Source organism: Candidatus Acidiferrales bacterium (assembly GCA_035934015.1).
Classification (GTDB): Bacteria; Acidobacteriota; Terriglobia; order Acidiferrales; family UBA7541; genus DAHUXN01.
Genome location: DASYYH010000020.1, coordinates 134,580 through 156,662 on the forward strand (window position 1 = coordinate 134,580; position 22,083 = coordinate 156,662).

A 22,083-nucleotide genomic window follows, 5' to 3' on the forward strand; every position below is an offset into this window, starting at 1 on the left:
CATGGATCTGATTGGCAGATTCTCGAATTGGATACAATGACTTTGAACGAAGAGATTGAAGAACAGAAGAACATAAGGAAGAACGACCTAATCCTCTTCCACCTAGACATGACGTAAGACGTTTGCACGAGGATGCCAAGAAAAGAATCGATGGGACGTTTGCCCCAATACCGGCTCGCGTTAAGCGCGACGATTCTGACGTCGTGCGCTTTGGCCGTAGCGCAACCGAGATCCGCCATACGCAACATGCCTGCGGCCATCGAGCAATCAGCGGAAACGCCCGATCAAACCCCGCTCTCTGACGCCCAGATTCACGACCTTCTTGCACGGGTTGGGCGCAGTCAACACCGCGACGACCAGGCCCTGGACACATTCGAACGCATGGAGCACGTCGTAGCGCGCAATGGCGGCGCGAATGGGCCGGTCGTGAGCGATAAGACTTTTCGTTTGGTGCCGACGGGCAGCGGCAACCTAAGGCTCCTCGTGCGCCAGGATGGGCAGCCAGTGACGGCGGACGTCTATCGGCGGCAATTGCGCGACTGGGAAAACATCCTTGAAATCGCCATCAATCCCAACGATCCGCGGGAAGCCAGTTCTATGGCAAAACAGCAGCGTAAATGGAAAGATCGCGCGAGACTCATCGACGCTGTTCCCAGCGTTTTTGTCATTCACTGGCAAGCGCGCGAAGACCGCGGCGGCCGCATTCTCGACCAACTGCTTTTCGAGCCCAATCCCAATTATCAGCCGCGCGGCGATTCAACCGATTGGCTGGCTCATGCGCGCGCCACGGTGTGGATTGATGCGCACGCGGCACAGATCGCGCGCGTGGACGCCTACGTCATTCGCGATATTTCCATTGGCGGGGGAATCCTCGGCAAGGTGTATCACGGCACGCATTTCATGATGGAGCAAGCGGCGGTCGCGGAGGGCATCTGGGAGCCCACGAGCCTCCAGTACGACATCATGGGGAGAAAATTCCTATTCGCGTTTGAGTTGCACCAACTCACGACGACCGGCCGATATCGCCTCATCGGCGCCCCTGACAAAGCTCTCGATGTAGCACGGGACGATTTAGCGCGCTGTTGCGAGATTCCGGCGGATCCGTGAAGCTGCGGGCGGTCGAAACTTACCTCGCAAACTTTTTGCGCGCTTCGCTATAAATTGTGGCAAAGAAGCCCGGTGGATTCTGTTCGGCATATGCCGCGTCCGGATCGTAGCTTTCCAGGCCACGGATGATTTCATTGGCGGGCAAGCGGCGAAGCAGATAAACGTAGGGACGATCGTTCGCAGCCGCGACATATTGTTCCGTCTGCACTTGATAGAATTCATTCTGGTAACGGATGGTGAGCGGATATTTCCAGTGCGACTTGGGCTGCGAAGAAGAGATCTTCAAGTCAGACCTCCCCTCACCGAGCATAACTTCGTCTTTGACGCGATGTCGCGCCTTCCACTCGCCATATTTGGCGTAGCGAATGACGCGATCGAGAAGCCGCAAAGGCAATGTGCCCGGAGTTTCGAAGTTGGCGCGAGCGTTGAGCGTACGCAGAATGCCTTCGATCGCGAGATACCAGAGAATCCAAGTGAGCGGGTGCAAAGCGATCAGGAAAAACGTGAGCGAGCCGGTTACACCAGTGTCGGCATGCAAGTCCGGATGCGTCACCAGGGATGCGTGAATGGCTTGGCGAACCCAGTGGTCCACGGAATAGAAATACCAGGCGATGTACCCCCCGACCATAAGGATGGTCTGCACAAGCCCGGAGATAATCCCAGCGCGATGCCAGTCGATAGAGTCGGCAAAGGCTGAATGGCGGCGCCAATCAAGCGGAAGAAGAACCAGGATCGGTGCCGGAAGATTGGTGCGCACGCGTTCCTCTGTTCCAAACAATAGGAGAATTGACCCCCTGCAGCAAGCGCCGCGTCGCAACTGGCAACCAAAGTGGCAATCACTAGCCGAAGGTCTGAGTGACCAGAAATTGCTGGTCGAGAAGCCCTGCAAAAGAGACGATGCCCTTTACTGCATCCCCGAGACAAGAGTAGTCTAGGCGCATATTTCTTCGGACTGTTCGGCTTCGAGGAGGCGCTATGTACGCGCGTCTGACGCAATACCACGTCGTCCCCGAAAGACTTAAGCACTTCCAGGCTTCCTTCCAGACGGCCGTCTCGCATGCGCGCGAACAGCGAGGCTATCGCGCACTCATAGCACTGCGCGGCGACGCCAGCGCAACCTCAGTCGAAGTTCGCATTATCTCCATCTGGAACTCCATCGAAGACCTTCAGGCAGTCGAGCAGAATTTCTATTTCTATCAGGCGCTGGCCAAGGTGATGGCTTCCTCGAAGGGATTTCCGCTGATTGAAGGACAGGAGGTCCTCGCGGCGGACTTTGGAGGCCAACCCGGCACCCGCAACGATCCCAGCATGTCCTCCGAAGAAACACAATTCTAAGAACGCCAGGCACAAGCCTTCGCACTTGTGCCGTCCTTGACCATCCTGCGCGCGGCCAGTAAGCTAGACGTTTCCCGAGAGTGCGGCGAGGGGCACAGGTGAGGTGTAGGCTCCCAGCCGCGGATGCATCACGGATTAACGATGGCAACCCTGCAAATCACGCTGCCCGACGGAGCAAAGCGCGAAGTCTCAAGCGGCACCACGCCCGCGGAAATCGCGCGGCAAATCTCGCCACGACTGGAAAAAGAGGCGCTCGTTGCGCGCGTCGACGGACAACTGTGGGACTTGTCACGCCCGCTCGAAGAAAGCACTTCGCTCGCGATTCTGACTCCCAAGGACCCCGAAGCGATTCAAGTTCTCCGCCATTCCGCGGCGCACCTGATGGCAGCGGCGGTAATCGAGCTTTTCCCTGACGTGAAGCTGGGCATCGGGCCGCCCATCGATAACGGTTTTTTTTACGAATTTCTGCGAAGCGAACCGTTCACTCCGGAGGATCTCGAGCGCATCGAGAAAAAAATGCATGAGCTTGCGGCGAAGGATATTCCCAACGAACGAAAGCTGCTGCCCAAGCCCGAAGCGGTGAAGCTCTATCGCGAGTCGAAACAGGAGTTCAAATGCGAACTCGTGGAGGAGAAGGCTGTCGAGCCGATGGTGTCGTTTTATACGACGGGAAAATTCATCGACTTCTGCCGCGGGCCGCACATTCCTTCGACGGGGCGCATCAAGGCCTTCAAGTTGATGAACGTCGCCGGAGCTTACTGGAAGGGACACGAAGGCAATCCGCAGATGCAGCGCATTTATGCCGCCTGTTTTTATACACAGGCGGAGCTGGACGAGTACCTGCATAAGCTCGAAGAGGCGAAGCGCCGCGACCATCGCAAGCTCGGAGCCGAGCTCGATTTGTTCAGCATCCAAGAAGAAGCCGGACCTGGATTGATTTTCTGGCACCCGAAGGGCGGGCTGGTCCGCACGATCGTGGAAGACTGGCTGCGTGCGGAGCTGCAGCGGCGCGGCTATGATTTGGTTTTTACGCCGCACGTGATGCGCCTCGACTTATGGAAAACCAGCGGGCACACCGGCTTCTATCAGCAGAGCATGTTCAGCCCCATTGAAATCGAAAAGGCCGATTATCAGATCAAGCCGATGAATTGCCCGGGCCATATTTTGATTTACAAGTCGCATCTGCGCAGCTATCGCGAGCTGCCGTTGCGCTTCGCGGAATTGGGCACTGTCTATCGCTATGAGCGCACCGGCGTGCTTCACGGCCTGCTGCGCGTGCGCGGCTTTACGCAAGATGACTCGCACATTTTCTGCCGACCGGATCAAATCGAATCCGAAGTGGAAGGCTGCCTGGATTTCGCATTTGCAGTGATGAAAACTTTCGGCTTCGACCGTTATGAAGTGGAACTTTCGGATTGGGACTCTTTGCATCCGGAAAACTACGCGGGAAAGGCCGAAGATTGGACTCGCGCGACCGCCGCGCTTTCAGACACTCTCCGGCGCATGAAGATTCCCTTCAAGCATATCCCCGGCGAAGCTGCTTTTTACGGCCCGAAAATCGACGTGAAATTGATCGATGCCATCGGCCGCCCGTGGCAGCTCACCACCGTGCAATTCGATTTCAATTTGCCGGCGCGATTTGCACTCGAGTACGTCGGCGAAGATGGCGCGCGGCATCAGCCGCTGATGGTGCATCGCGCGCTTCTTGGTTCTGTCGAGCGGTTTTTCGGGATTCTCATCGAACACTACGCCGGCGCGTTTCCTGCCTGGCTCGCGCCGGTGCAAGCGAGCGTCCTGCCGGTGAGCGGAAAATTCTCGGAGTACGCGAAGTCGGTCGAAGAAAAGCTGCACGGGGCCGGAATTCGCGTGCACCTCGACGATCGAAATGAAAAGCTGCAAGCGAAAATCCGCGACGCACAATTGCAAAAGATTCCCTACATGCTGATTGTTGGCGGCAAGGAAGCGGAATCCGCGTCCGTCTCCGTGCGTCACCGTTCGAAGGGCGACCTCGGCCCGCAGCCGCTTGAGCAATTCGCCGCCGCTCTGCGGAGTGAGATCGAAGGCAAAACGGCGAGCTAAGACAGATTTTTGGGATTCCGCGGAATTTCTATGTCACAGAAGATTCGGATTCGCCGCGCGGAAACGGCCGACATTCCGGCATTGACGGCTCTGATTCAACTCTCCGTTCGCCGCTTGCAAGCGCAAGATTACACGCCCGCTCAAATCGAAGGTGCGTTGAAGACCGTCTATGGCGTGGATACGCAGCTCATCGCTGACGGAACGTATTTCGTGGCCGAAGCCAGGCTCGAAGACAGGGCGAATGCGATCCTCGCGGGCTGCGGTGGCTGGAGCAAACGCAAGACACTCTATGGGTCTGATCATTTCGCAGGACGCGAGGACTCACTGCTCGACCCGCGGCGCGATGCGGCGAAGATTCGCGCCTTCTTTGTACACCCAGATTGGGCGCGCCGAGGCATCGGCACGCTGATCCTGGATGCGTGCGAGGCGGCTGCGCGTCAAGCCGGCTTTACGCGCCTCGAGATGGGAGCCACGCTGACGGGCGTGCCATTCTACCGGTCGAAAGGTTACACGGAGCTGGAACACCTCAGTGCCCCGCTACCCGGCGGCGAATCGCTGCCCATCGTTCGCATGGCCAAGTGAACCACCCGAGGCTTGCCGGACACGGCGGCTGCCATGCTATACTTCATAGCCCATCCTCTCGGGAGGCCATTCTGTGCGACCGAGGGGGCGGCAAGCACAACTGGAGGTGGGTTTATCGCCGAACGTGGTGGGATCAGCGGCCCGCGGGTCAATGAACGCATCCGCGCGCGTGAATTGCGCGTGATCGATGAGCAAGGCAATCAGCTTGGCGTAATGACCTACTTCGACGCCATGAAAGCGGCGCGCGACGTGGGCTTGGATTTGGTCGAGATTTCGCCCAATGCCGTGCCGCCAGTGTGCAAGATCGCCGATTTTGGCAAATACCTGTACGAGCAAAATAAGAAGGCGCACGAAACGCGCAAGCATCAGAAAGGCACGCAAATCAAGGAAGTGAAATTCCGCCCTTCCACCGCGGAACACGATTTTCAGGTGCGCAAGAATCAGATCATCGAGTTTCTGGGCAAGGGCTATAAAGTGAAGGCCATGGTTTTCCACCGTGGACGGGAAATGGCACACCAGGACGTGGGACGTGCGAAGATGACTCGCCTGCTGAAGGAAGTCGAAGATCACGCGCTGGTGGAATTCGGGCCGCGCATGGAAGCGAATATTCTGCTGGCGCTTCTGGCGCCGAAGAAGGGCGCGACGGCATCTCGTCCAGCGCCGGCGACGGGCCAGGCATAAGTTCGAAAATGATTCGGGATTCTGCGGGGGGATTGTGCCAAGAAAACCAAGAGCGAAGATAAAGCTGAAGACGCATCGTGGCGCGGCGAAGCGATTTAAGATCACGTCCACCGGCAAAGTGATGCGCATGCATTCCGGCAAGCGGCACCTGCTCGGAACCAAGAAACCGAAGCGGATGCGGCGTCTCAAGAAACAGATTCAGGTTACGCCGGGCGACGCAGCAAAAGTGCATCGCCAGTTGCCGTACGGCTAGAGCCTCAGCGGCGGATTTTTTGAGATAGATTTTTTCTGCGCCAGGCAGCGCGTCACGGGTGCCTGCCGGCCAGTTACCCCGCGAAGCGGGGCGAATCACAAGCTGTACCCACGAGACAAACCCGTTGCGTCATGCGGCTGTGCGCCGCGTGCGCGGCCTGCTTGTCTCGGTTTGTCTCCCGTGAATTTGATTTCGATTTGAGCGCACAAAGCGCGCAAGAGATCGATAAATTTCGTCTTTAAGGAGCCTTCATTTATGGCAAGAGTGAAACGCGGGACCAAGCGCCGTGCGCGGCGCAAGAAGATTTTGAAACATACCAAAGGGTTTTTCCTGACCAAGAGCAAGCTCTATCGCTCGGCGCGGGAGGCGATGAACCGCTCACTGCGCTATTCCTATCGCGACCGCCGCGCGCGCAAACGCGACTACCGCACGCTATGGATTCAGCGCATCGGCGCGGCCGCGCGCAACAATGGCATTTCGTACAGCCAATTCATGCACGGGCTGAAGAGCGCGGGCGTCGAACTCGACCGCAAGATTCTGGCGGATCTGGCCGTGAACGATGCCGCGGGGTTTACGGCGCTGGTCGCGCAGGCGAAAGAGCATCTCGCCGCACGGCCAGCTCCCGCTTCGGCTTAAATCGCAATCTGATTTTGCTTGAGGCGCAAAGCGAACGCCTTTCCCAATATGTCTAACGCTCTCGAAAAGACGAATGGCGCATTCGACGCGCTCGGGGTGTCCTCCGAAGCCGCTGTCTCCGCGCTTTTCGACGCATTGTTGCGCAGCGCCGAAGAGGAAATGGCTAGCGCGAAAACCGGCGAGGAATTGGAATCTTTTCGCGTGCGCTGGCTGGGGAGAAATAACAGCGTCAAGTCGCGTGTGCAGGAGAATTGGCTGAAGCGCGCGTCTCCGGACACGAAGAAATGGGTCGGAGCGAGCTTCAATGCGTGCTTCCGCAAATTGGAACAGGATTTTGCCGCGCAAAAAGCCAAGCCCGCAGCGACGGGAACATCCGGCCGCATGGATCTTTCGCTTCCCGGCGTCGTGCGGCCGATCGGCACGCGCCATCTGATTCGCCAGACCTACGACGAGATCGAACGGATTTTTCTTTCGCTAGGGTACACCGTTGTCGAAGGGCCGGAAATCGAGACTCCCTATTACAACTTCGAGGCACTGAACATTCCCGAGCATCATCCCGCGCGCGACAATATGGACACGTTTTATCTCGGGAGCGCGCCGGGCTATCTGCTGCGTACGCACACTTCGCCGATGCAAATCCGCACGATGGAAAAACAAAAGCCGCCTGTACGCATCGTCGTGCCCGGGAAAGTCTACCGACGCGACAATCCCGATGCGACGCACTCCTTCATGTTCCACCAGCTCGAAGGGCTCGCCGTCGATGAAGACATTACGTTTTGCGATTTCAAAGGCACGATCGAATATTTCGTGCGCGAGTTTTTCGGCGCTTCGACGAAGACGCGCTTCCGGCCGAGTTACTTTCCGTTCACCGAACCTTCGGCGGAGTTCGACGCGTCGTGCATCTTCTGCGGCGGCAAGGGATGTCGGACGTGCAAGCAGTCGGGCTGGATCGAACTGTTCGGTGCAGGAATGGTGAACCCGGCTGTGTACGGTTTCGTGGGCTACGACGCAAAAAAATTGAACGGCTTCGCCTTTGGAATCGGCGTGGACCGCCTGGCAATGCTGAAGTACGGCCTGGGCGACATTCAAGTTCTTTTTCAGAATGACGCGCGCTTCCTGCGCCAGTTTCCATAGGATGAGGACGCTATGTGGGGTCGCATGCCATTTTGGATTGCCGATAACTACGCCATTGACATCCATGACCTGGGCGCTGCTTGCCAGTGGTACAAAGAAAAGCTTGGTCTGCGGAAGGTCCGTGATGGCAAAGACGACTCCGGCCGACCGTTTGCGGACGTTTGTCTGCTTCGATCTCGAGGGATGGCGGGGATTTGTTCGCTCGTCGAACTCGAGCCCGGCACGGCTACGGAGAAACAACATGTCATCTTCTACGCGAACAACCTGGAAAAAACTCAGCAATGGTTGATCTCCCGTGGAGTAACGACAGAACCCATTACGGTTGACTCGGGCGGAAATCGTTTCTTTCGGTTTCTCGATTTGGACGGGAATGCCATTGAAGTTTGCGTTGAACCAAAATAGCTGTCGCTGACGACATCGGAATTAAGGATGAAAGTTCTCTACAACTGGCTGAAAGAGATCGCCGACTTCGTAGCGGCTCCGGCTGAATTGCGCTCGCGTCTTTCGATGGCCGGTGTCTCCGTCGATTCGATCGAAGAAACTGCGGCCGGCCCTGTGCTCGACGCGGAAATTACGATCAACCGGGCTGATTTGCTCGGCCACGCCGGGATTGCGCGCGAAGTTGCGGCGTTATACCGGCTACGATTGAAGATCATTCAACCGCATTTCAAGGAAAGCGCGGAGTTCGTGGGGAAAGCGGCGCGCGTGGAAATCGAATGTCCGGATCTTTGCGGACGCTACACGGCACGCATCGTTCGCGGCGTAAAGATTCAGCCGTCGCCGGACTGGCTGCGCCAGCGCCTGGAAGCGCTCGGCCAGTCGTCAATCAACAACGTAGTCGACGCCACGAATTACGTCATGCTCGAGCTTGGCCAGCCGCTGCATGCCTTCGATTACGACGAGCTCGCCGAGCATCGCATCATCGTGCGGCGCGCGCGGCCCGGCGAGACGATGCGCACGCTCGATGGAATCGACCGCAGGCTCTCGAAGGATATGTGCCTCATTTGCGATGCGCGCACGCCGGTGGCGATCGGCGGAGTGATGGGCGGAGCGGACAGTGAAATCAGTTTCAGCACGAAGAATCTGCTGATCGAGTCGGCGTGGTTCGATCCGATTTCGATTCGCCGCACGTCGAAAGCGCTCGGTCTGCGCACGGAAGCATCGCTGCGCTTTGAACGCGGCGTGGATCCGGAACTGGCAGAGTTCGCGTCGCGCCGCGCGGCCGAATTGATTCAACAGCTTGCCGGTGGTGAAGTGCTGGCCGGCGTCGTGGACGTGCATCCGCATCGCGAGGAGCAGCGGAAAATTGAACTGTCGCGGCAGGAACTGCTGCGCGTGATGGGCGCTGACGTTCCAGACCGCGCAATCGAAGAAATACTCGGCGCTCTCGGTTTCCATCCGGCACGCGTAGATTCCAGTCGCGGGAGTGCCGAATCGCTTGTGGCGCGATGGGAATGCGAATCGCCTTCGTGGCGCAGGGACGTGTCGCAGCAGATTGACCTCATTGAAGAAATCGCCCGGCACTACGGCTACGATAAATTCCCTCCGCGATTGCCTCCGGCGAAGCGGCCCGCCGCGCGGCGCCCGAACGCACACGAGGAAGACCAGTTGCGCGAACGGCTGGTCGCGCTGGGCTACGAGGAAATTCTGGCGATCCCACTTGTTGATCCCGATCGCGATTCGTTGTTTCGCGATGAGGGAACGAATCCTGCCACGATTGGCAATCCTCTCTCGGAAGACGCCTCTGTCCTGCGCAGCTCGAGCTTGACGAGCATGGTCTCCACGATCGAGTGGAATTTGAATCGCAGCCAGCGCAACCTGCGGCTCTTCGAAGTGGGAAAAAGATACGAAGTGCACAACGGGAAGCCCGTGGAAATGCGCGTGGTGACGATGGGCGCGACCGGGCTGGCTCGCGAGCAATCGATTTACGAGGCGGCGCGCGAATTTTCCTTCGCTGACTTCAAAGGGGATGTCGATCAATTGCTTGCTATTGCGGGCGGCGCACACTGGAAAACCGGCGGTCCGTCTTGGCTGGTGAATGGCTGTGCAAGCGAACTTTTGCTGACGCGAAACGGCAATGAGCGAGTCGGTACAGCAGGAGAGCTTTCGCACGACCTCGCGCACCGTTTCAAAATTCGCCAGGATGTTTTCCTCGCAGAGTTGCGCCTTGAACCGCTCGTAGCGGCCGTGGCTTCGGTGCATGCAGCGTTGCGCTACGAGGCTTTGCCTCGTTTCCCCGCGGTTGAACGCGATTTCTCTCTCGTGCTCACCGAAAGCACAAAATTCTCGCAAATCGAAGACGTGATCCGCGCTCTCGGGATTCCCGAGCTTCGCGGCATCGAAGCCGTTGATTTATTTCGCGGCGGCCAGGTTCCCGCGGGCAAGTATTCGCTCCTTGCGCGCGTGACCCTGCAAAGCGCGGAAGCGACGTTCACCGAAGTGCAGCTCACGGAAATTTCGTCGAAGATCATTGCGGCCCTCGCCGAGAAATTGGGCGCGACGCTTCGCGCCACCTAATTCAGCGCTGCGGTACTTGCCTTGTTCCATCGATTGCCCCAGAATGGCGCCACCATCCCGATGCGCGCAAAATCGCAAAACCTGATCAAGCCACGCGACGCGGCGCAGGTCCTGGGTATCAGCTATCCGACGCTCAAACAATGGATCTATCACGGCAAATTGCGCACGGTGAAGACAGCTGGCGGCCATCATCGCGTTCCCGAATCGGAGATTGACCGTTATCTTTCACGCGCGCTGCGGCGCACAGACGTCGCCGAGCGCCGCAAGACCTTTCGCCGCATCAGCGGGCGAAATCAGCTCGTCGGCCGTGTTGTGGACATCAAGACCAGCGGCCTGATGGCGCAGGTGACGCTTTCGATCGGCGAGCAGCACATCACGGCGATCATCACCGCCGATGCCGTACGGGAAATGCGCCTGCAGAAGGGCGACATGGCCGCGGCGCTGATCAAGTCCACGGAAGTGATGATTCTGCGCGTTTGATTCTTCTCTTTCGCTCCCACGCAACATTCCCTTGCGCTTGCGTTGCCTGCGGCATTGCCCCAGAATGACTGCACCCGCCGGGAGAAACGAAATGAAAATCGAGATTTTCGATCAGACTTACAACATTCAGTCGGAAGACGACGAGAATTACTTGCGCGAGCTGGCGTCGTTCGTTGACGAACGGATGCGCACGATCTCCGAAGCCACGCGGCAGGTGGACTCGATGCGCGTCGCCGTCCTGGCATCGCTCAATATCGCTGACGAGCTTTTCGCGCTGCGCAAACGCCAGAAAGAAATCGAAGGCCCCCTGCGCAAGCGCGTCGAAAAATGTGTGACCTTGGTGGAACGGACGCTCGAAAGTTCACATTGAGTCAGATTGCTTTCCGGATACCGATTCATGGCATCCTCATTGCGCCGCGTGAAGGCCAGCGAAAGCATCGCCTCGACCAATCCTGCTACAATGGTTCGCGGGGTTGGCCTGCAACGCGCGTGTTGCTGCGATGGCCTGTTTGAACCAACACTGAGTCCCGGGGAGCCCTTGTCGTCCTGCCGGTGTGCATGTCCCTCCCGAGCGATCGGGATGGGAAAGCCTGAAGGCAGGCGTTGGGCGCCCACTTTATCCAGGGGTTCAGCGGCCTAGCTGCCACGACGAAGTGGACCGCTCCGCTTGCCTCTTGTTCCACATGGAACGTTTTCTGCCAAGCGGTCTGCTGAGAACCTGCTTCTTTCCCGGCTTTGCAATTACCTGCTCACTTGACCACGGCGCCCAAAGATTCTAGTGGTCTTTTGTAACGTCCAGCCTCTAACATCTAGCCCCTAACTTTATGCGCATCCTTTTCGTAGGTGACGTTGTCGGCTCGCCAGGACGGCGGATCGTAAAAGACCGCCTCGCCGACATTGTCGAGCAGCGAGAAATCGATCTGGCCATCGTCAATTGCGAAAATGCAGCCTCCGGCTTCGGCATCACGCCGCGGCTTGCCGAGGAACTTTTCGCCACGGGAGCCGACGTGCTTTCCGGCGGAAACCACATCTGGGATCGCAAGGAGATTTTCGATTATTTTCCGCAGCAGCCGCGCCTGCTGCGGCCGGCGAATTTTCCCGAAGGCTTGCCCGGCAGCGGACTTTACGCTGGCGCGGCCCGCAACGGCACGGGCTACGCCGTCCTGAATCTGCAAGGCCGGACGTTCATGGCGCCTCTCGACTGTCCTTTTCGCACCGCGGAACGCGAATTAGCGCGCATTCCCAGCGGCGTGAAAGTGATTCTCGTCGACATCCATGCGGAAACTACCTCCGAAAAACAGGCGATGGGCTGGTTTCTCGACGGCAAAGTCTCTGCCGTCGTGGGAACGCACACTCACGTCGCCACAGCGGACGCGCACGTCTTGCCGAAGGGTACAGCTTTCATCACCGATGTGGGCATGACCGGCCCGCATGATTCCATCATCGGCATGACCAAAGAGCCCATCATTGAGCGGTTTCTGAACAGCCTGCCCGCGCGCTTCGAGGTGGCTGAAGGCGACGTGCAGATGCACACCGTGCTGATTGATGTCGACGAAGCCACCGGCCACGCGCGCTCGATTGAGCATCTTGCCTTTCGCGCTGACTAATTCGTGACTCTGGCGGATTGTCCGCAAACCTCAGCGGCTCGGCGTGCATCTCATTTGGGCTGAAATGCCAGGCATTCATTAGCGCGATGAAAATCCAGCCCAGCCGAGTCACGATCCTTTGCGCTGCCGCGCTCCTCTGCGCAGTTTCTTTTCTGTTCGCGGTTGAAATTTCTCCTGCACAAGGGGAGATGGAGACGGAAATCACGGCAAAGGCTCGCCTTTTTCCTGACGTCGGGCCGGGCATCAAGGCCATGAAGCACGATGCCGCGGGCCGCTACTATTTCCTTTCCACGATGGACCACACCGTGCGCATTTACACGGCCGACAACACCTATCTTGGCCAGATCCCGAAAAATGATCAGGGGCCGGCGGGCATCGTGTACGGCGAGGATTTTGCCGTCGACGCTTCTGGTCGCCTGTACGTTGCCGATCGCGGCGCAAACGCCGTCAAAGTGTATACGCGGGATGGATCGCTCGCCTTTTCCATACCCGTGGCGACGCCGATTTCTGTCGTCGCTCTTCCTTCGGGCGACATTGCCGTCGCCAGCCTGGGATCCGCACGGCTCGTGACTATTTACGATAAGAATGGCAAGGACCTTCGCGAGTTCGGCGATTTCTCCGATCTCGCCGATCATGAGTCGCTCAACCGCCTGCTGAATGTCGGCCGCTTGGCGACCGATCCCGCCAACCACATTTATTACGCCTTCACTTACTTGCCAGAGCCGACGGTGCGGAAGTACGACGCTTTCGGCTACGCCTCCTACGAAATCTCGCTGGCCACGATTGACATGTATCCTTCGGCGCAAGCCATGCGCCGCGATATCGCGCGCCTTGATGCGCAGGATACTCCACCGGTTCTTCCGAAAATTATCAATGCCATCGGCGTCGACCCCGCGACGCAAGAGGTTTGGCTGGCACTGGGCGACGAATTAATGAAGTTCGACAAGGACGGCAACCGTAGCGAAGAGTACCGTACGCTGATGCCCAGCGGCGAAGATCTCAACGCGACGGCGATCCTCATCGAGCCGCATCGCATCTTGCTTGCCGATGATCCCCACGGCGTCTTCGAATTCGCGCGCCCCGATCTTCGCAAGGCCCCCACGCCAAAAACCAACTAATTCTTCCGCTGTCGCTCCGCTCGAAAAATGGCGCCGGCCAGAGCGCAGCGCGGATGTAAGGGTCGATCCAGAGTTCACGGCGAATCGCCGCAGAGTGCCTCAACTTGCTGCTCTAGCGGCGCATCCATTTGTGCGCCCGTGTGGCTGGCTGTGGAGCAGACTTGCATGGCTGTGAGCGTCAGGGCTCCGCGCAGATCGGCATTATCCAGATTCGCGCCGTGAAGATCCGCGTCGCTGAGAATTGCGCTTTGAAATATGGCTCCGCGCAAACTCGCGCCGCGCAAATCGGCGCTATCGAGGAATGCTTCGCTGAGCTGCGCACCGTCGAGTTGCGCATTTTCCAATTTCGCGGAGCCAAGGTAGGCGCCCTGCAGGTCTGTTTGATTCATCTCCGCCGATCGCAGAATTGCGCCGCGCAGGTCGGCTTTCACGATGCTGGCTCGTGCGAGTTGCGCGCCGGTCATCTGCGCGTCGTAAAAATTAGCGACATCCAGCCTGGCTCCGGCAAGGATGGCATTCTCGAGAGATGCGTACATCAAATCCGCTGCGCGCAAGTCCGCGCGGGAAAGATTCGCAGACGCAAGGCTGCTATTCGAAAGATTCGCTCCACGAAAGTCCGCCTCAGCCAGATACGCAGCCTTGAGGTCCGCGCCCTGCATTCGCGACTTGGCGAAAAACGCGCGATAGGCTTGTGCGTACCGTAGACTCGCATTCTCCAGTCGCGCGCCTTTCACTGCACTCAAATCATCCAGCCCTGTCCATCCCTGCGGCGGCGAGGAAATCTCCGCCTCGGTCAGGTTGGGAAAGGGATCGTAGCCGATGACCCAAAAAGCATTGGCGGTCCAGCGGCGCACGTCGGAACGTTTGAGCTCCGGCGCGCGGCTGACGTCGTGCGGTGCGCCGAGAATCGCTCCGACGGAAAGCAAAACGAGCAGGATGCATCCGCTGAGAGCCGTGATCGTAAGCCAATTCGTTCGCCAGGGTCCTGCATGGCCATTCGCATGCTGTTCGCTCGAGCGCGCGGGACCGAAAATGCTGTTTGTCTTGCCGGGAAGAAAACCGCTCATCGCCGCAGCCGCGAGGATGAAAAAGATCTGCAACAGGCTGCCGCGCCAATCCTGCTCCGCCAGGTAACGCGCCCAGACCAATAACAATGTCGCGGGAACCATCCAGTAGGCGATCGCTTTAAAAATCAATCGCTGCAGAAAGCGAAACGCAGAGCGCTCTGAATTCGTTTCTGCGAGGCGCACGGGCGCAAGCGCAATCATGGAAAGAGGCACGCACTCAGTCAGCCGCCGTCCGTCGGGAAACACGGCGGGCAATTCGCCCAGCGCGTCCCATAGCCGTTGCAAATAGAAATGGAAGCAAATGTAAATGCCGGCGAGTAGCATCGGCGCAATCAGGTAAAACGCAAGCATCGGGATCGCGCCGCCGACAACAGGAACTGGAGCGAACGGAGAGTTTTTCAGCAGTTGCGCGTCTTTTGTTTTCGCCACGACGATGCAGACGCCCGCGCAGATCGCCGCCATCCCCGCCAGGAGGATCCGTAGCACCTTCGCAACGGCCGTGGTCTCGGCAAGTCCCTCGAACGGGTAAAGGGATTCGGGCACCGAAGCGCCAAACAGGCTCGCGCCGGCGAGTTGCCGCGCCACAAGCCCCGTTGCTGTCGCCAGATTCGCGCCCAGCAGACTCGCCCCGCGAAGATTTGTGCTGACCAGGTTCGCCTCGCTCAGGTCCGCCTCAATCAAGCACGCGCCGCGCAGATCCGCAAGGAGCAAGTCTGCGCCTTTCAAATTTGCGCGCATCAGATTGGCGCCTTGCAGTGGAGCGCCCATCAAATCGGCGCCTTCGAAATTCGCGCCGGTCAGGTCGGCCTTCCTGCCGGATTCCCCGCGCGACTCTACCCACGCGCGATGTTCCTCGACGATCTCGTCGAGCTCGGGATCGCCAAATTTCCGGCACCAATACGTCAGCGTTGCGTCGCCTTTGGCTTCCTGCTCGGCAGTCACGGCCTCGTCGCGCTCTTCTGCCCAAGGTCCGAAGTGGAATTTCAGTTTCATTCAATTACCGCGTCATGATTCTGCTGTGCCGCTCAATCCCTGGTCCGTGCTGGAGAAGACCATGTTCGCGAGAACAAATGGGAAAGCGGAGACGGAATCACCCATGCTGCGTCCGAGCCCCATGCCGCAATCAGAGTAACGGCTTTCGCCGCACAAGTTCGGCCATCATAGGTCGGGTGACGCGAAGAAATCTCCTGTCCTGAGGGTCAGGCACGCAGGCGCTGTTTGTGGCCGTGAAAAATCAGCGCCTTTCTATTTCTTCGCCTGTTTTGGGGTTGGTTTTTTGAAAGCTTGCTTATGCCACTTCAAATCCGCATGGGCATGACAACGTACCGATAGCGGCTGGACTCATCGGCGAGCGGGCGCATCTGACCTGCGGACTGATCATCCTTCAGTTCCACGGAAATCGGTCCATCCGCAGTGGCGGCGAGAAAATCCAGCAGATATTGCGCGTTGAAGCCTATTGTGATCGGCTCGCCTTTATATTCCTTTTCGATGGCTTCCTTCGCTTCGCCGTATTCCGGGCTTGAAGCGGAAATCTCAATCGCTTCCTTGGCCAGCATGAATTTCACGGCATGCGACCGCTGGTCGGCGAGCTGTGAGACGCGCCGCAGCGCGTCCTGGAGCTCGTTGCGCTCCAAAACCACTGTCTTACTGACGTCGCGTGGTAGCACGGCCTCGTAATTCGGAAATGTGCCCGTCAGTTTTCGCGAAGTGAGCAGGCGTCCGCCGAACTGAAAGAAGAGGTGGCTTTCGTCTTGCGCGAACTCGATTTCGCCGTCGTCGCCCGCCTCACCGCACAGCCGTTGCACCTCGGTCATCGCTTTCTTCGGAACGAGCACGCGAACCTCACCGGGGAGCCCGCTCAGTTTGTGCGGCATTTCCACCATGGCTAGGCGGTGGCCGTCGGTGGCCACCATGGTGATCGCAGCTGAATTCAGCACGAGCAGCGCACCGTTCAGCGTGTACCGCGACTCTTCCTGTGAGATGGCGAATATGGTCTTGGAAATAAGGCTTGCAAACAATTTCGACGGAATCTTCACCAGGGTCTGCGGGAAGGCGGGCAGCGCCGGAAAATTGTCCTTCGACATTCCGACCAACTTGTAAGTCTTCCGGTCGCAGACGATCTGCACCCAGTGGTTGTCGAGTAGCTTGAATTTGATCTCTTCTTCCGGCAACAAGCGCACCAAATCCAATAGTTTCTTGGCGGGGATGGTTCCCGCGCCCTCCTTTTTGACCTTCGCTTCGCACGATGTGCGGATGCTGAGTTCCAGGTCCGTCGCTGTGATGTACAGGCGGTTGCCCTTCGCTTCGCACAGCAGGTTCGACAGAATGGGAATCGTTGTCTTGCGCTCAATCACACCCTGTGTCAGATTGAGCTCTTCCACTAGGTCGAACTTTTTTACGCTAAATTCCATCGCGTGCTTCCCCCACGGGTCGCTTTTACCGGAGCAGGTACTTTACTTCTTTTCTTCAAATGAATAAATAGAGGAAATACCGTCGTAGCCGCCGCATCTGTGGATTTTTCGGAAAAATCGCCATCCCTTTACCATTCGCTGCCTTACCGCATTTCTTCGCCTGTGAATCGCCGCGCGCCCCATCGGAAATTCTGCGCTGCTGTTAGTCGGAGAGAGAAAAATTGCACAGAACTCACAGGCCACAGTGGCCGTGCCTGCGGAAAAGCCACGTATCTCTATCCAAATGAATCGAGTAGCCTGTTGATGGTCTTGTTCAATTCCTTGTCGGTGTGGCGTAAGGTCTCGATCTTGTGAATCGAGTGCAGTACTGTCGTGTGATGTTTCCCGCCGAATTGTCGGCCGATTTCCGGCAGGGATGCGGACGTGAGCTGCTTCACCATATACATCGCGATTTGTCGCGGGAACGCGATCGCTTTAGAGTTGCTCCGCACCTTTAAATCCTGCCCACGAAGTCCAAAATGTTCTCCCACGCGGCGCTGTATTTGATCGATCGAAACTTTTTTCTCTGCGGTATCGATGAGATTCTTCAGCACCTGCTGCGCCGTCGAAACGCTCAGCTCGATCCCCGTCAGCGACGTGTACGCCAGCAACCGAATCAGCGCGCCCTCAAGCTCTCGGATATTCGATTTGATCGATCGCGCGATGAATTCCGCGACGTCCTCGGCCAGCTTGACGTGTTCCGTCTCTGCTTTGCGCTGCAGGATGGCAATCTTCGTTTCCAAATCCGGCGGCTGAATGTCGGCGATCAATCCCCACTCGAAGCGCGACCGCAGCCGCTCTTCGATCGCGGAAATCTCTTTCGGCGGGCAGTCGGAGGAAATCACAATTTGCTTTTGTTGATCGTAGAGCGCGTTAAAGGTGTGGAAGAATTCCTCTTGCGTGCGTTCTTTGGCGGCGATGAACTGGATATCGTCCACCAGCAGCACATCCATCGTGCGAAAGCGATCGCGGAAGCTGCTCATGCGGTCGAAACGAACCGCAGCGATCACTTCATTCGTGAATTTTTCCGCGCTCACGTAGGTCAGCCGCGCCGCTGGATTGCGCCGCTTGATCGCATGGCCGATGGCTTGCATCAAATGGGTTTTTCCGAGCCCCACTCCGCCGTAAAGAAAAAGTGGGTTATACGACTTCGACGGCTGTTCCGCCACAGCCTGAGCCGCCGCGTGCGCAAACTGATTGCTGCTGCCCACGACGAAGTTCTCGAATGTGTAGCGTCCATTGAGTTGATGGTTTGCGGAATCGAAATCCAACCGTGCCTGGGCCGGCGGTGCCACGGCCTCACTCTCCGTTTCGGCGCACACGAAATCCAACTGCGTCTCGCGCATGTTCAGTTCCGCCAGGACCGCCTCGAGCAAGTCCCCGTAAGTTTGCGTCAGCCGCTTGCGGAAGAGCGCCGTGGGGACTCGAATTGCCAGGCGGCCGTCTTCCGCGGCTTCGAGGCGCGTCGGTCGAAACCAGGTCGAAAAACTGTGGGCGTTAACCCGCCGCTCCATGCGTTGAAGAATTTTATCCCAGACGTTCACAGCAATATAGACCCCTGCAATTTCCACACCAGTGGAAATTGTGTGGAAAACCCCTTCATCAAAGGGGGAGTGATTAAGCTTCCCTTACGATTCAGTCCCGATTCGGATGCGTGCCCTATACGGTCCAGCCACGAAGCCTTGAGGAGTGCAAGTCCATCGCACTGACCACAAGTGCGAGGGCGGATTCTGCCTAAATAAAACGACGGGAGCAAGAGAAAATTGAGCGAACATGATCAACATCATTCACAGCTCATCCACAGTTTTTCCACAGCACAAAAGTACGACGGATTTCTGAACAAAACCCTTGACTTCCGAAATTTCTGCGTTTCGCCACAAGTTCTCCATGCCCTCTCACATTTTCGTCCGTGCAGAATCGCGTTGGCAGCGTGCGATAGCCATCCTGCTGCTTACTTACTGTGGCGTCGCCCCGGAGTCACGCAGCAATACAACGTCGGAATCAGTACGGAAGCGGCGAACCCCTAGCATCTCGCCTTTCGGCGACCAATGAAATTCGAAAATTTGCTGCGAGTTGTAATTTGTTATCTGGCGGCCTTTTGATCCGTCGAGCGGCTGAATCCACACATTATCCACTCCGTTTTCGCGGACAACGTATGCCAACGCCTTACCATCCGGTGTAAATTGTGGTCCCGGCGGTCCGGCAATGTTCGCGTTGGGCTCCAGAAGGCGAAGTGTGGAGTTCACGCCTGAACCCACGGCGAGGATCGCGATCTTCTGCTGGCCTTTGCGAGTTACCGGATTCGTTACGGACGCAAGGAACGCTATCAGATGGCCGTCGTTGGACACTGCGGGCGCGCCGCCAGCGTAGATCCCGTTCGGGACTGCGGCCCCCGGAACCCTCTGCGAAAGGCCGCCTTCTAAAGGCACGCGCATGAGCTCATCAGCGTCAAAGGCTAGGTAATATACCCACTTCCCGTCCGGAGAGCAGATGGGGGACACATCATTCTTTCCATTCGTTAATTGAATAGCGTTTGAACCCTCCGCGTCCGCGCGCCAGACGTTCCTCGCGTTCGAGCCTCCGGGGGAAAAACGCGCATAGACGAGGGAGCGTGCATCTGGACAGGCTGAGGGTGAGTCAACTCGTGAGGCAGGATCACTGACGAGCATTCTTCGCGCGCTGCCGTCTGCACCAATCTTTACAATCTGGCCATTTTCATCGAGCAATAAAGACCCATCCGCTGCCCAATTGAAGCCGTTTATCGGCTGCTCCTGCGCAAGCGCCTGGCTGGGCGCACTTTCGCGGCTCCCCGAGCCGGGCAGCAGGTCTAACTCTCGCGTAACCTTTCCCTGAACTGTGGCGAGACTCTTGCCATCCGCAGAAAGAGTAAGAGTCCGATAAGCATTCGTATCCTGCGTAACTGTCTGGAACTTCCAACCTGCAGCAGAAACGAATCCGATCTGCCCTCGGCCGTTTTTTGCCGAACGGTAAACCATCAATACGCCGCGACCGTCCGGTAACCACGCCAGTTCTGTCCCTGATTTGTCGCTAAATCGGACCGCCGGACGAGTCTTCTTTTCCGCCAAATCGAAAAGGTCGATCCCTCCAAGAGCATTGTCAGGCTGAAACAGGTCTTCGGCGATTTCGGTCCCATCCGGTGACCATGCCAAGTACTGCGACGGATTCTCGCCCGATTCAATCTGGAGGACTGTTTCGTTGCTCCCGTCGATATTCGCCATAAGCAAACGCCATTTTCCCACGTCGGGATCGTTTGCGCGCACATATGCCATGCGCCTCCCATCCGGTGAAAATGTCACGCCGCTATCGATGTCGCGCACGATCTCCTGCGGCATCCCGCCGAGCACCGGGGCGCGATACAGATTGAATTCCGTGCTGACATTTGATTCCGCCTCGCGAAAATAAATGTAATTGCCATCCGGCAAGAATGCGAGCGTCTGGTACGACACAGCCCCGGGAGCGATGATTTGCGTATTGCTCGAGGTTGGCACATTGCGCAACCACAGGCTTTGCTTCCCGTTGTCGTTTTGCACGTTTAAGATGTACTTGCCATCGGGCGAGATGGCGGCAAGCAGGGCCCTGCCCGAGTTCGTCGCCTGATTGATACTGAAATTTTGGAACGGCGCCGGGCGCGCACGGTTTAGAAACGCATAGATTCCATAGCTCGCTCCCACAACCAAAATCAGAACAATCAAGACAATGACGCTCAGACTCAATTTATGCTCGCGCGCCACAGCGCCCACTGCTGAGGATCCTGACGTGTGCGTACGCGCCGTTCCACTGGACCCCGCGGCTGCCGGAAGAGATGGGTTGGATGGAACTCCGAAGGCCGCACCTGGCGAAATCGGAGTCGTCACCTGCAGCGCCGAATCCGTCGCGGTTTGGACGCGCCGCCCGGAATCCGAGTCGCGTTTCAGCCGCTGCAAATCCGCGCGCAAATCCGCCGCGTGCTGATAGCGCAGCGCCGCATCCTTCTCGATTGCTTTATTGATGATGCGTTCGAATTCCGCGGGAATCTCCGGATTGAGCCGTACCGGCGCGATCGGCGCGCGATTCAAGATTCCATCGAAGACCTCCGCGGACGTGCTCCCCGAAAAAGCCTGGCGTCCCGTCGCCATCTCGTAGAGTACGACACCGAATGAGAAAATGTCGGTGCGCACATCGAGCTCGCGGCCTCGCGCTTGTTCGGGTGACATATACGCCACAGTCCCTAGTGTCATGCCGGGACTCGTCAAGTTCGCATCGTCTTGTGTCCGCGTCGCTCCCGCTGTCATCGAATTTCCGGGCGTCCGCGCGATGACCTTCGCCAGCCCGAAGTCGAGCATTTTCGCCTGTCCGCGGTCCGTGACGAAGATGTTCGCCGGCTTGATATCGCGATGGATAATTCCTTCGCCGTGTGCTGCGTCCAGCGCATCCGCTACTTGGATTCCGATCTCGATCAATAGCTCGAGCGGCAGCGGGCCTGCATCAATTCGGTGCTTTAGCGTCGCACCCTTCAGGAATTCCATGGCGATAAAAGGCTGGCCATCGCATTCATCGATGTCGTAAATCGTGCAGATGTTCGGATGATTCAGTGCGGAGGCAGCCTGAGCTTCGCGTTCGAAGCGGTCAAGCGACGTGCGGTCCTTGATCACATCGGCGGGAAGGAACTTCAACGCCACAAAGCGACGCAGCTTCGTGTCCTCTGCCTTGTAGACCACTCCCATTCCGCCGCCGCCGAGTTTTTCGGAGATGCGGTAGTGCGAAACGGTTCGGCCAATAAAACCTTGTAAATCCGTCATGCGCCTCGGTCACGGTTCAACTCGTGTTCGGCAACCGCAGCGCATATTAGGCTGCGCCTCTGTGCAAGTCAACTTTTCTGGGCATGAGTGTCAACGCGGTCTGCCCTTGATTCTGAGCGACTGATCGATACTCGTGGCGCTGCTCCCAGTCTGCTTCAGCGCTGCTTGGGAGCCCTCTTGCAAAGGGGACTCGGCGATCCCTCGCCGGCAGATATTGTCGGCGCTCGCTTCCACTTAA

At 57.8% G+C, this 22,083-nt stretch carries 19 protein-coding genes and 1 other RNA gene; 15 read left to right on the forward strand and 5 right to left on the reverse strand.

The genetic code is table 11. The features are described from left to right. The first annotated feature begins 150 nt into the window (after nt 1–150). Complete coding sequence (locus VGR81_10210) at nt 151–1,107, forward strand: hypothetical protein (protein HEV2289314.1); 957 nt, start codon at nt 151–153, stop codon at nt 1,105–1,107. A 19-nt stretch (nt 1,108–1,126) separates the two neighbouring features. Here the strand turns inward: VGR81_10210 and VGR81_10215 are convergent, their stop codons facing one another. Next, complete coding sequence (locus VGR81_10215) at nt 1,127–1,864, reverse strand: hypothetical protein (GenBank protein HEV2289315.1); 738 nt, start codon at nt 1,862–1,864, stop codon at nt 1,127–1,129. A 218-nt stretch (nt 1,865–2,082) separates the two neighbouring features. On the opposite strand from VGR81_10215, the gene VGR81_10220 reads away from it, so the two are divergent. From VGR81_10220 to VGR81_10285, 14 genes are all read left to right on the forward strand, one after another. Continuing rightward, complete coding sequence (locus VGR81_10220; protein ID HEV2289316.1) at nt 2,083–2,442, forward strand: antibiotic biosynthesis monooxygenase; 360 nt, start codon at nt 2,083–2,085, stop codon at nt 2,440–2,442. A 141-nt stretch (nt 2,443–2,583) separates the two neighbouring features. Further along, on the forward strand, nt 2,584–4,521 hold the full coding sequence (gene thrS / locus VGR81_10225) for a threonine--tRNA ligase (protein ID HEV2289317.1): 1,938 nt from the start codon (nt 2,584–2,586) through the stop codon (nt 4,519–4,521). A gap of 30 nt (nt 4,522–4,551) precedes the next feature. Further along, on the forward strand, nt 4,552–5,103 hold the full coding sequence (locus VGR81_10230) for a GNAT family N-acetyltransferase (protein HEV2289318.1): 552 nt from the start codon (nt 4,552–4,554) through the stop codon (nt 5,101–5,103). Nucleotides 5,104–5,136: 33 nt separating this feature from the next. Further along, nucleotides 5,137–5,784, forward strand: a complete 648-nt coding sequence (infC, locus tag VGR81_10235; GenBank protein HEV2289319.1) for a translation initiation factor IF-3 — start codon at nt 5,137–5,139, stop codon at nt 5,782–5,784. A 34-nt stretch (nt 5,785–5,818) separates the two neighbouring features. Then, a complete protein-coding gene (rpmI, locus tag VGR81_10240; protein ID HEV2289320.1) occupies nt 5,819–6,037 on the forward strand; it encodes a 50S ribosomal protein L35 in 219 nt (72 codons plus the stop codon). A 255-nt stretch (nt 6,038–6,292) separates the two neighbouring features. Continuing rightward, nucleotides 6,293–6,673, forward strand: coding sequence for a 50S ribosomal protein L20 (gene rplT, locus VGR81_10245; GenBank protein HEV2289321.1), 381 nt, complete (start codon nt 6,293–6,295; stop codon nt 6,671–6,673). 48 nt (nt 6,674–6,721) lie between these two features. Next, the gene (gene pheS / locus VGR81_10250; protein ID HEV2289322.1) at nt 6,722–7,807 is read left to right on the forward strand and encodes a phenylalanine--tRNA ligase subunit alpha; all 1,086 of its coding nucleotides are present in this window, start codon (nt 6,722–6,724) and stop codon (nt 7,805–7,807) included. 24 nt (nt 7,808–7,831) lie between these two features. Continuing rightward, nucleotides 7,832–8,209, forward strand: a complete 378-nt coding sequence (locus tag VGR81_10255) for a VOC family protein (GenBank protein ID HEV2289323.1) — start codon at nt 7,832–7,834, stop codon at nt 8,207–8,209. 27 nt (nt 8,210–8,236) lie between these two features. After that, nucleotides 8,237–10,324: a phenylalanine--tRNA ligase subunit beta gene (pheT, locus tag VGR81_10260; protein ID HEV2289324.1), complete on the forward strand. Its 2,088-nt coding sequence runs from the start codon at nt 8,237–8,239 to the stop codon at nt 10,322–10,324. 60 nt (nt 10,325–10,384) lie between these two features. Then, nucleotides 10,385–10,804, forward strand: coding sequence for a helix-turn-helix transcriptional regulator (locus tag VGR81_10265; protein HEV2289325.1), 420 nt, complete (start codon nt 10,385–10,387; stop codon nt 10,802–10,804). Nucleotides 10,805–10,895: 91 nt separating this feature from the next. Then, the gene (locus tag VGR81_10270; GenBank protein HEV2289326.1) at nt 10,896–11,174 is read left to right on the forward strand and encodes a cell division protein ZapA; all 279 of its coding nucleotides are present in this window, start codon (nt 10,896–10,898) and stop codon (nt 11,172–11,174) included. A gap of 102 nt (nt 11,175–11,276) precedes the next feature. Continuing rightward, nucleotides 11,277–11,468, forward strand: a non-coding RNA gene (ssrS, locus tag VGR81_10275) — 6S RNA. 160 nt (nt 11,469–11,628) lie between these two features. After that, nucleotides 11,629–12,411 (forward strand): TIGR00282 family metallophosphoesterase, encoded by a 783-nt coding sequence (locus VGR81_10280; GenBank protein HEV2289327.1) that lies wholly within the window; start codon nt 11,629–11,631, stop codon nt 12,409–12,411. Nucleotides 12,412–12,599: 188 nt separating this feature from the next. Then, a complete protein-coding gene (locus VGR81_10285) occupies nt 12,600–13,529 on the forward strand; it encodes a hypothetical protein (GenBank protein HEV2289328.1) in 930 nt (309 codons plus the stop codon). A 74-nt stretch (nt 13,530–13,603) separates the two neighbouring features. Here VGR81_10285 and VGR81_10290 read toward each other — a convergent pair whose 3' ends face one another. The 4 genes from VGR81_10290 to VGR81_10305 form a co-directional block, all read right to left on the reverse strand. After that, nucleotides 13,604–15,589, reverse strand: coding sequence for a pentapeptide repeat-containing protein (locus VGR81_10290; protein ID HEV2289329.1), 1,986 nt, complete (start codon nt 15,587–15,589; stop codon nt 13,604–13,606). A 305-nt stretch (nt 15,590–15,894) separates the two neighbouring features. Then, the gene (gene dnaN / locus VGR81_10295; GenBank protein HEV2289330.1) at nt 15,895–17,007 is read right to left on the reverse strand and encodes a DNA polymerase III subunit beta; all 1,113 of its coding nucleotides are present in this window, start codon (nt 17,005–17,007) and stop codon (nt 15,895–15,897) included. Nucleotides 17,008–17,282: 275 nt separating this feature from the next. After that, on the reverse strand, nt 17,283–18,617 hold the full coding sequence (gene dnaA / locus VGR81_10300; GenBank protein ID HEV2289331.1) for a chromosomal replication initiator protein DnaA: 1,335 nt from the start codon (nt 18,615–18,617) through the stop codon (nt 17,283–17,285). Nucleotides 18,618–19,001: 384 nt separating this feature from the next. Continuing rightward, nucleotides 19,002–21,845, reverse strand: coding sequence for a protein kinase (locus VGR81_10305; GenBank protein ID HEV2289332.1), 2,844 nt, complete (start codon nt 21,843–21,845; stop codon nt 19,002–19,004). Between the last annotated feature and the right edge of the window lie 238 nt (nt 21,846–22,083).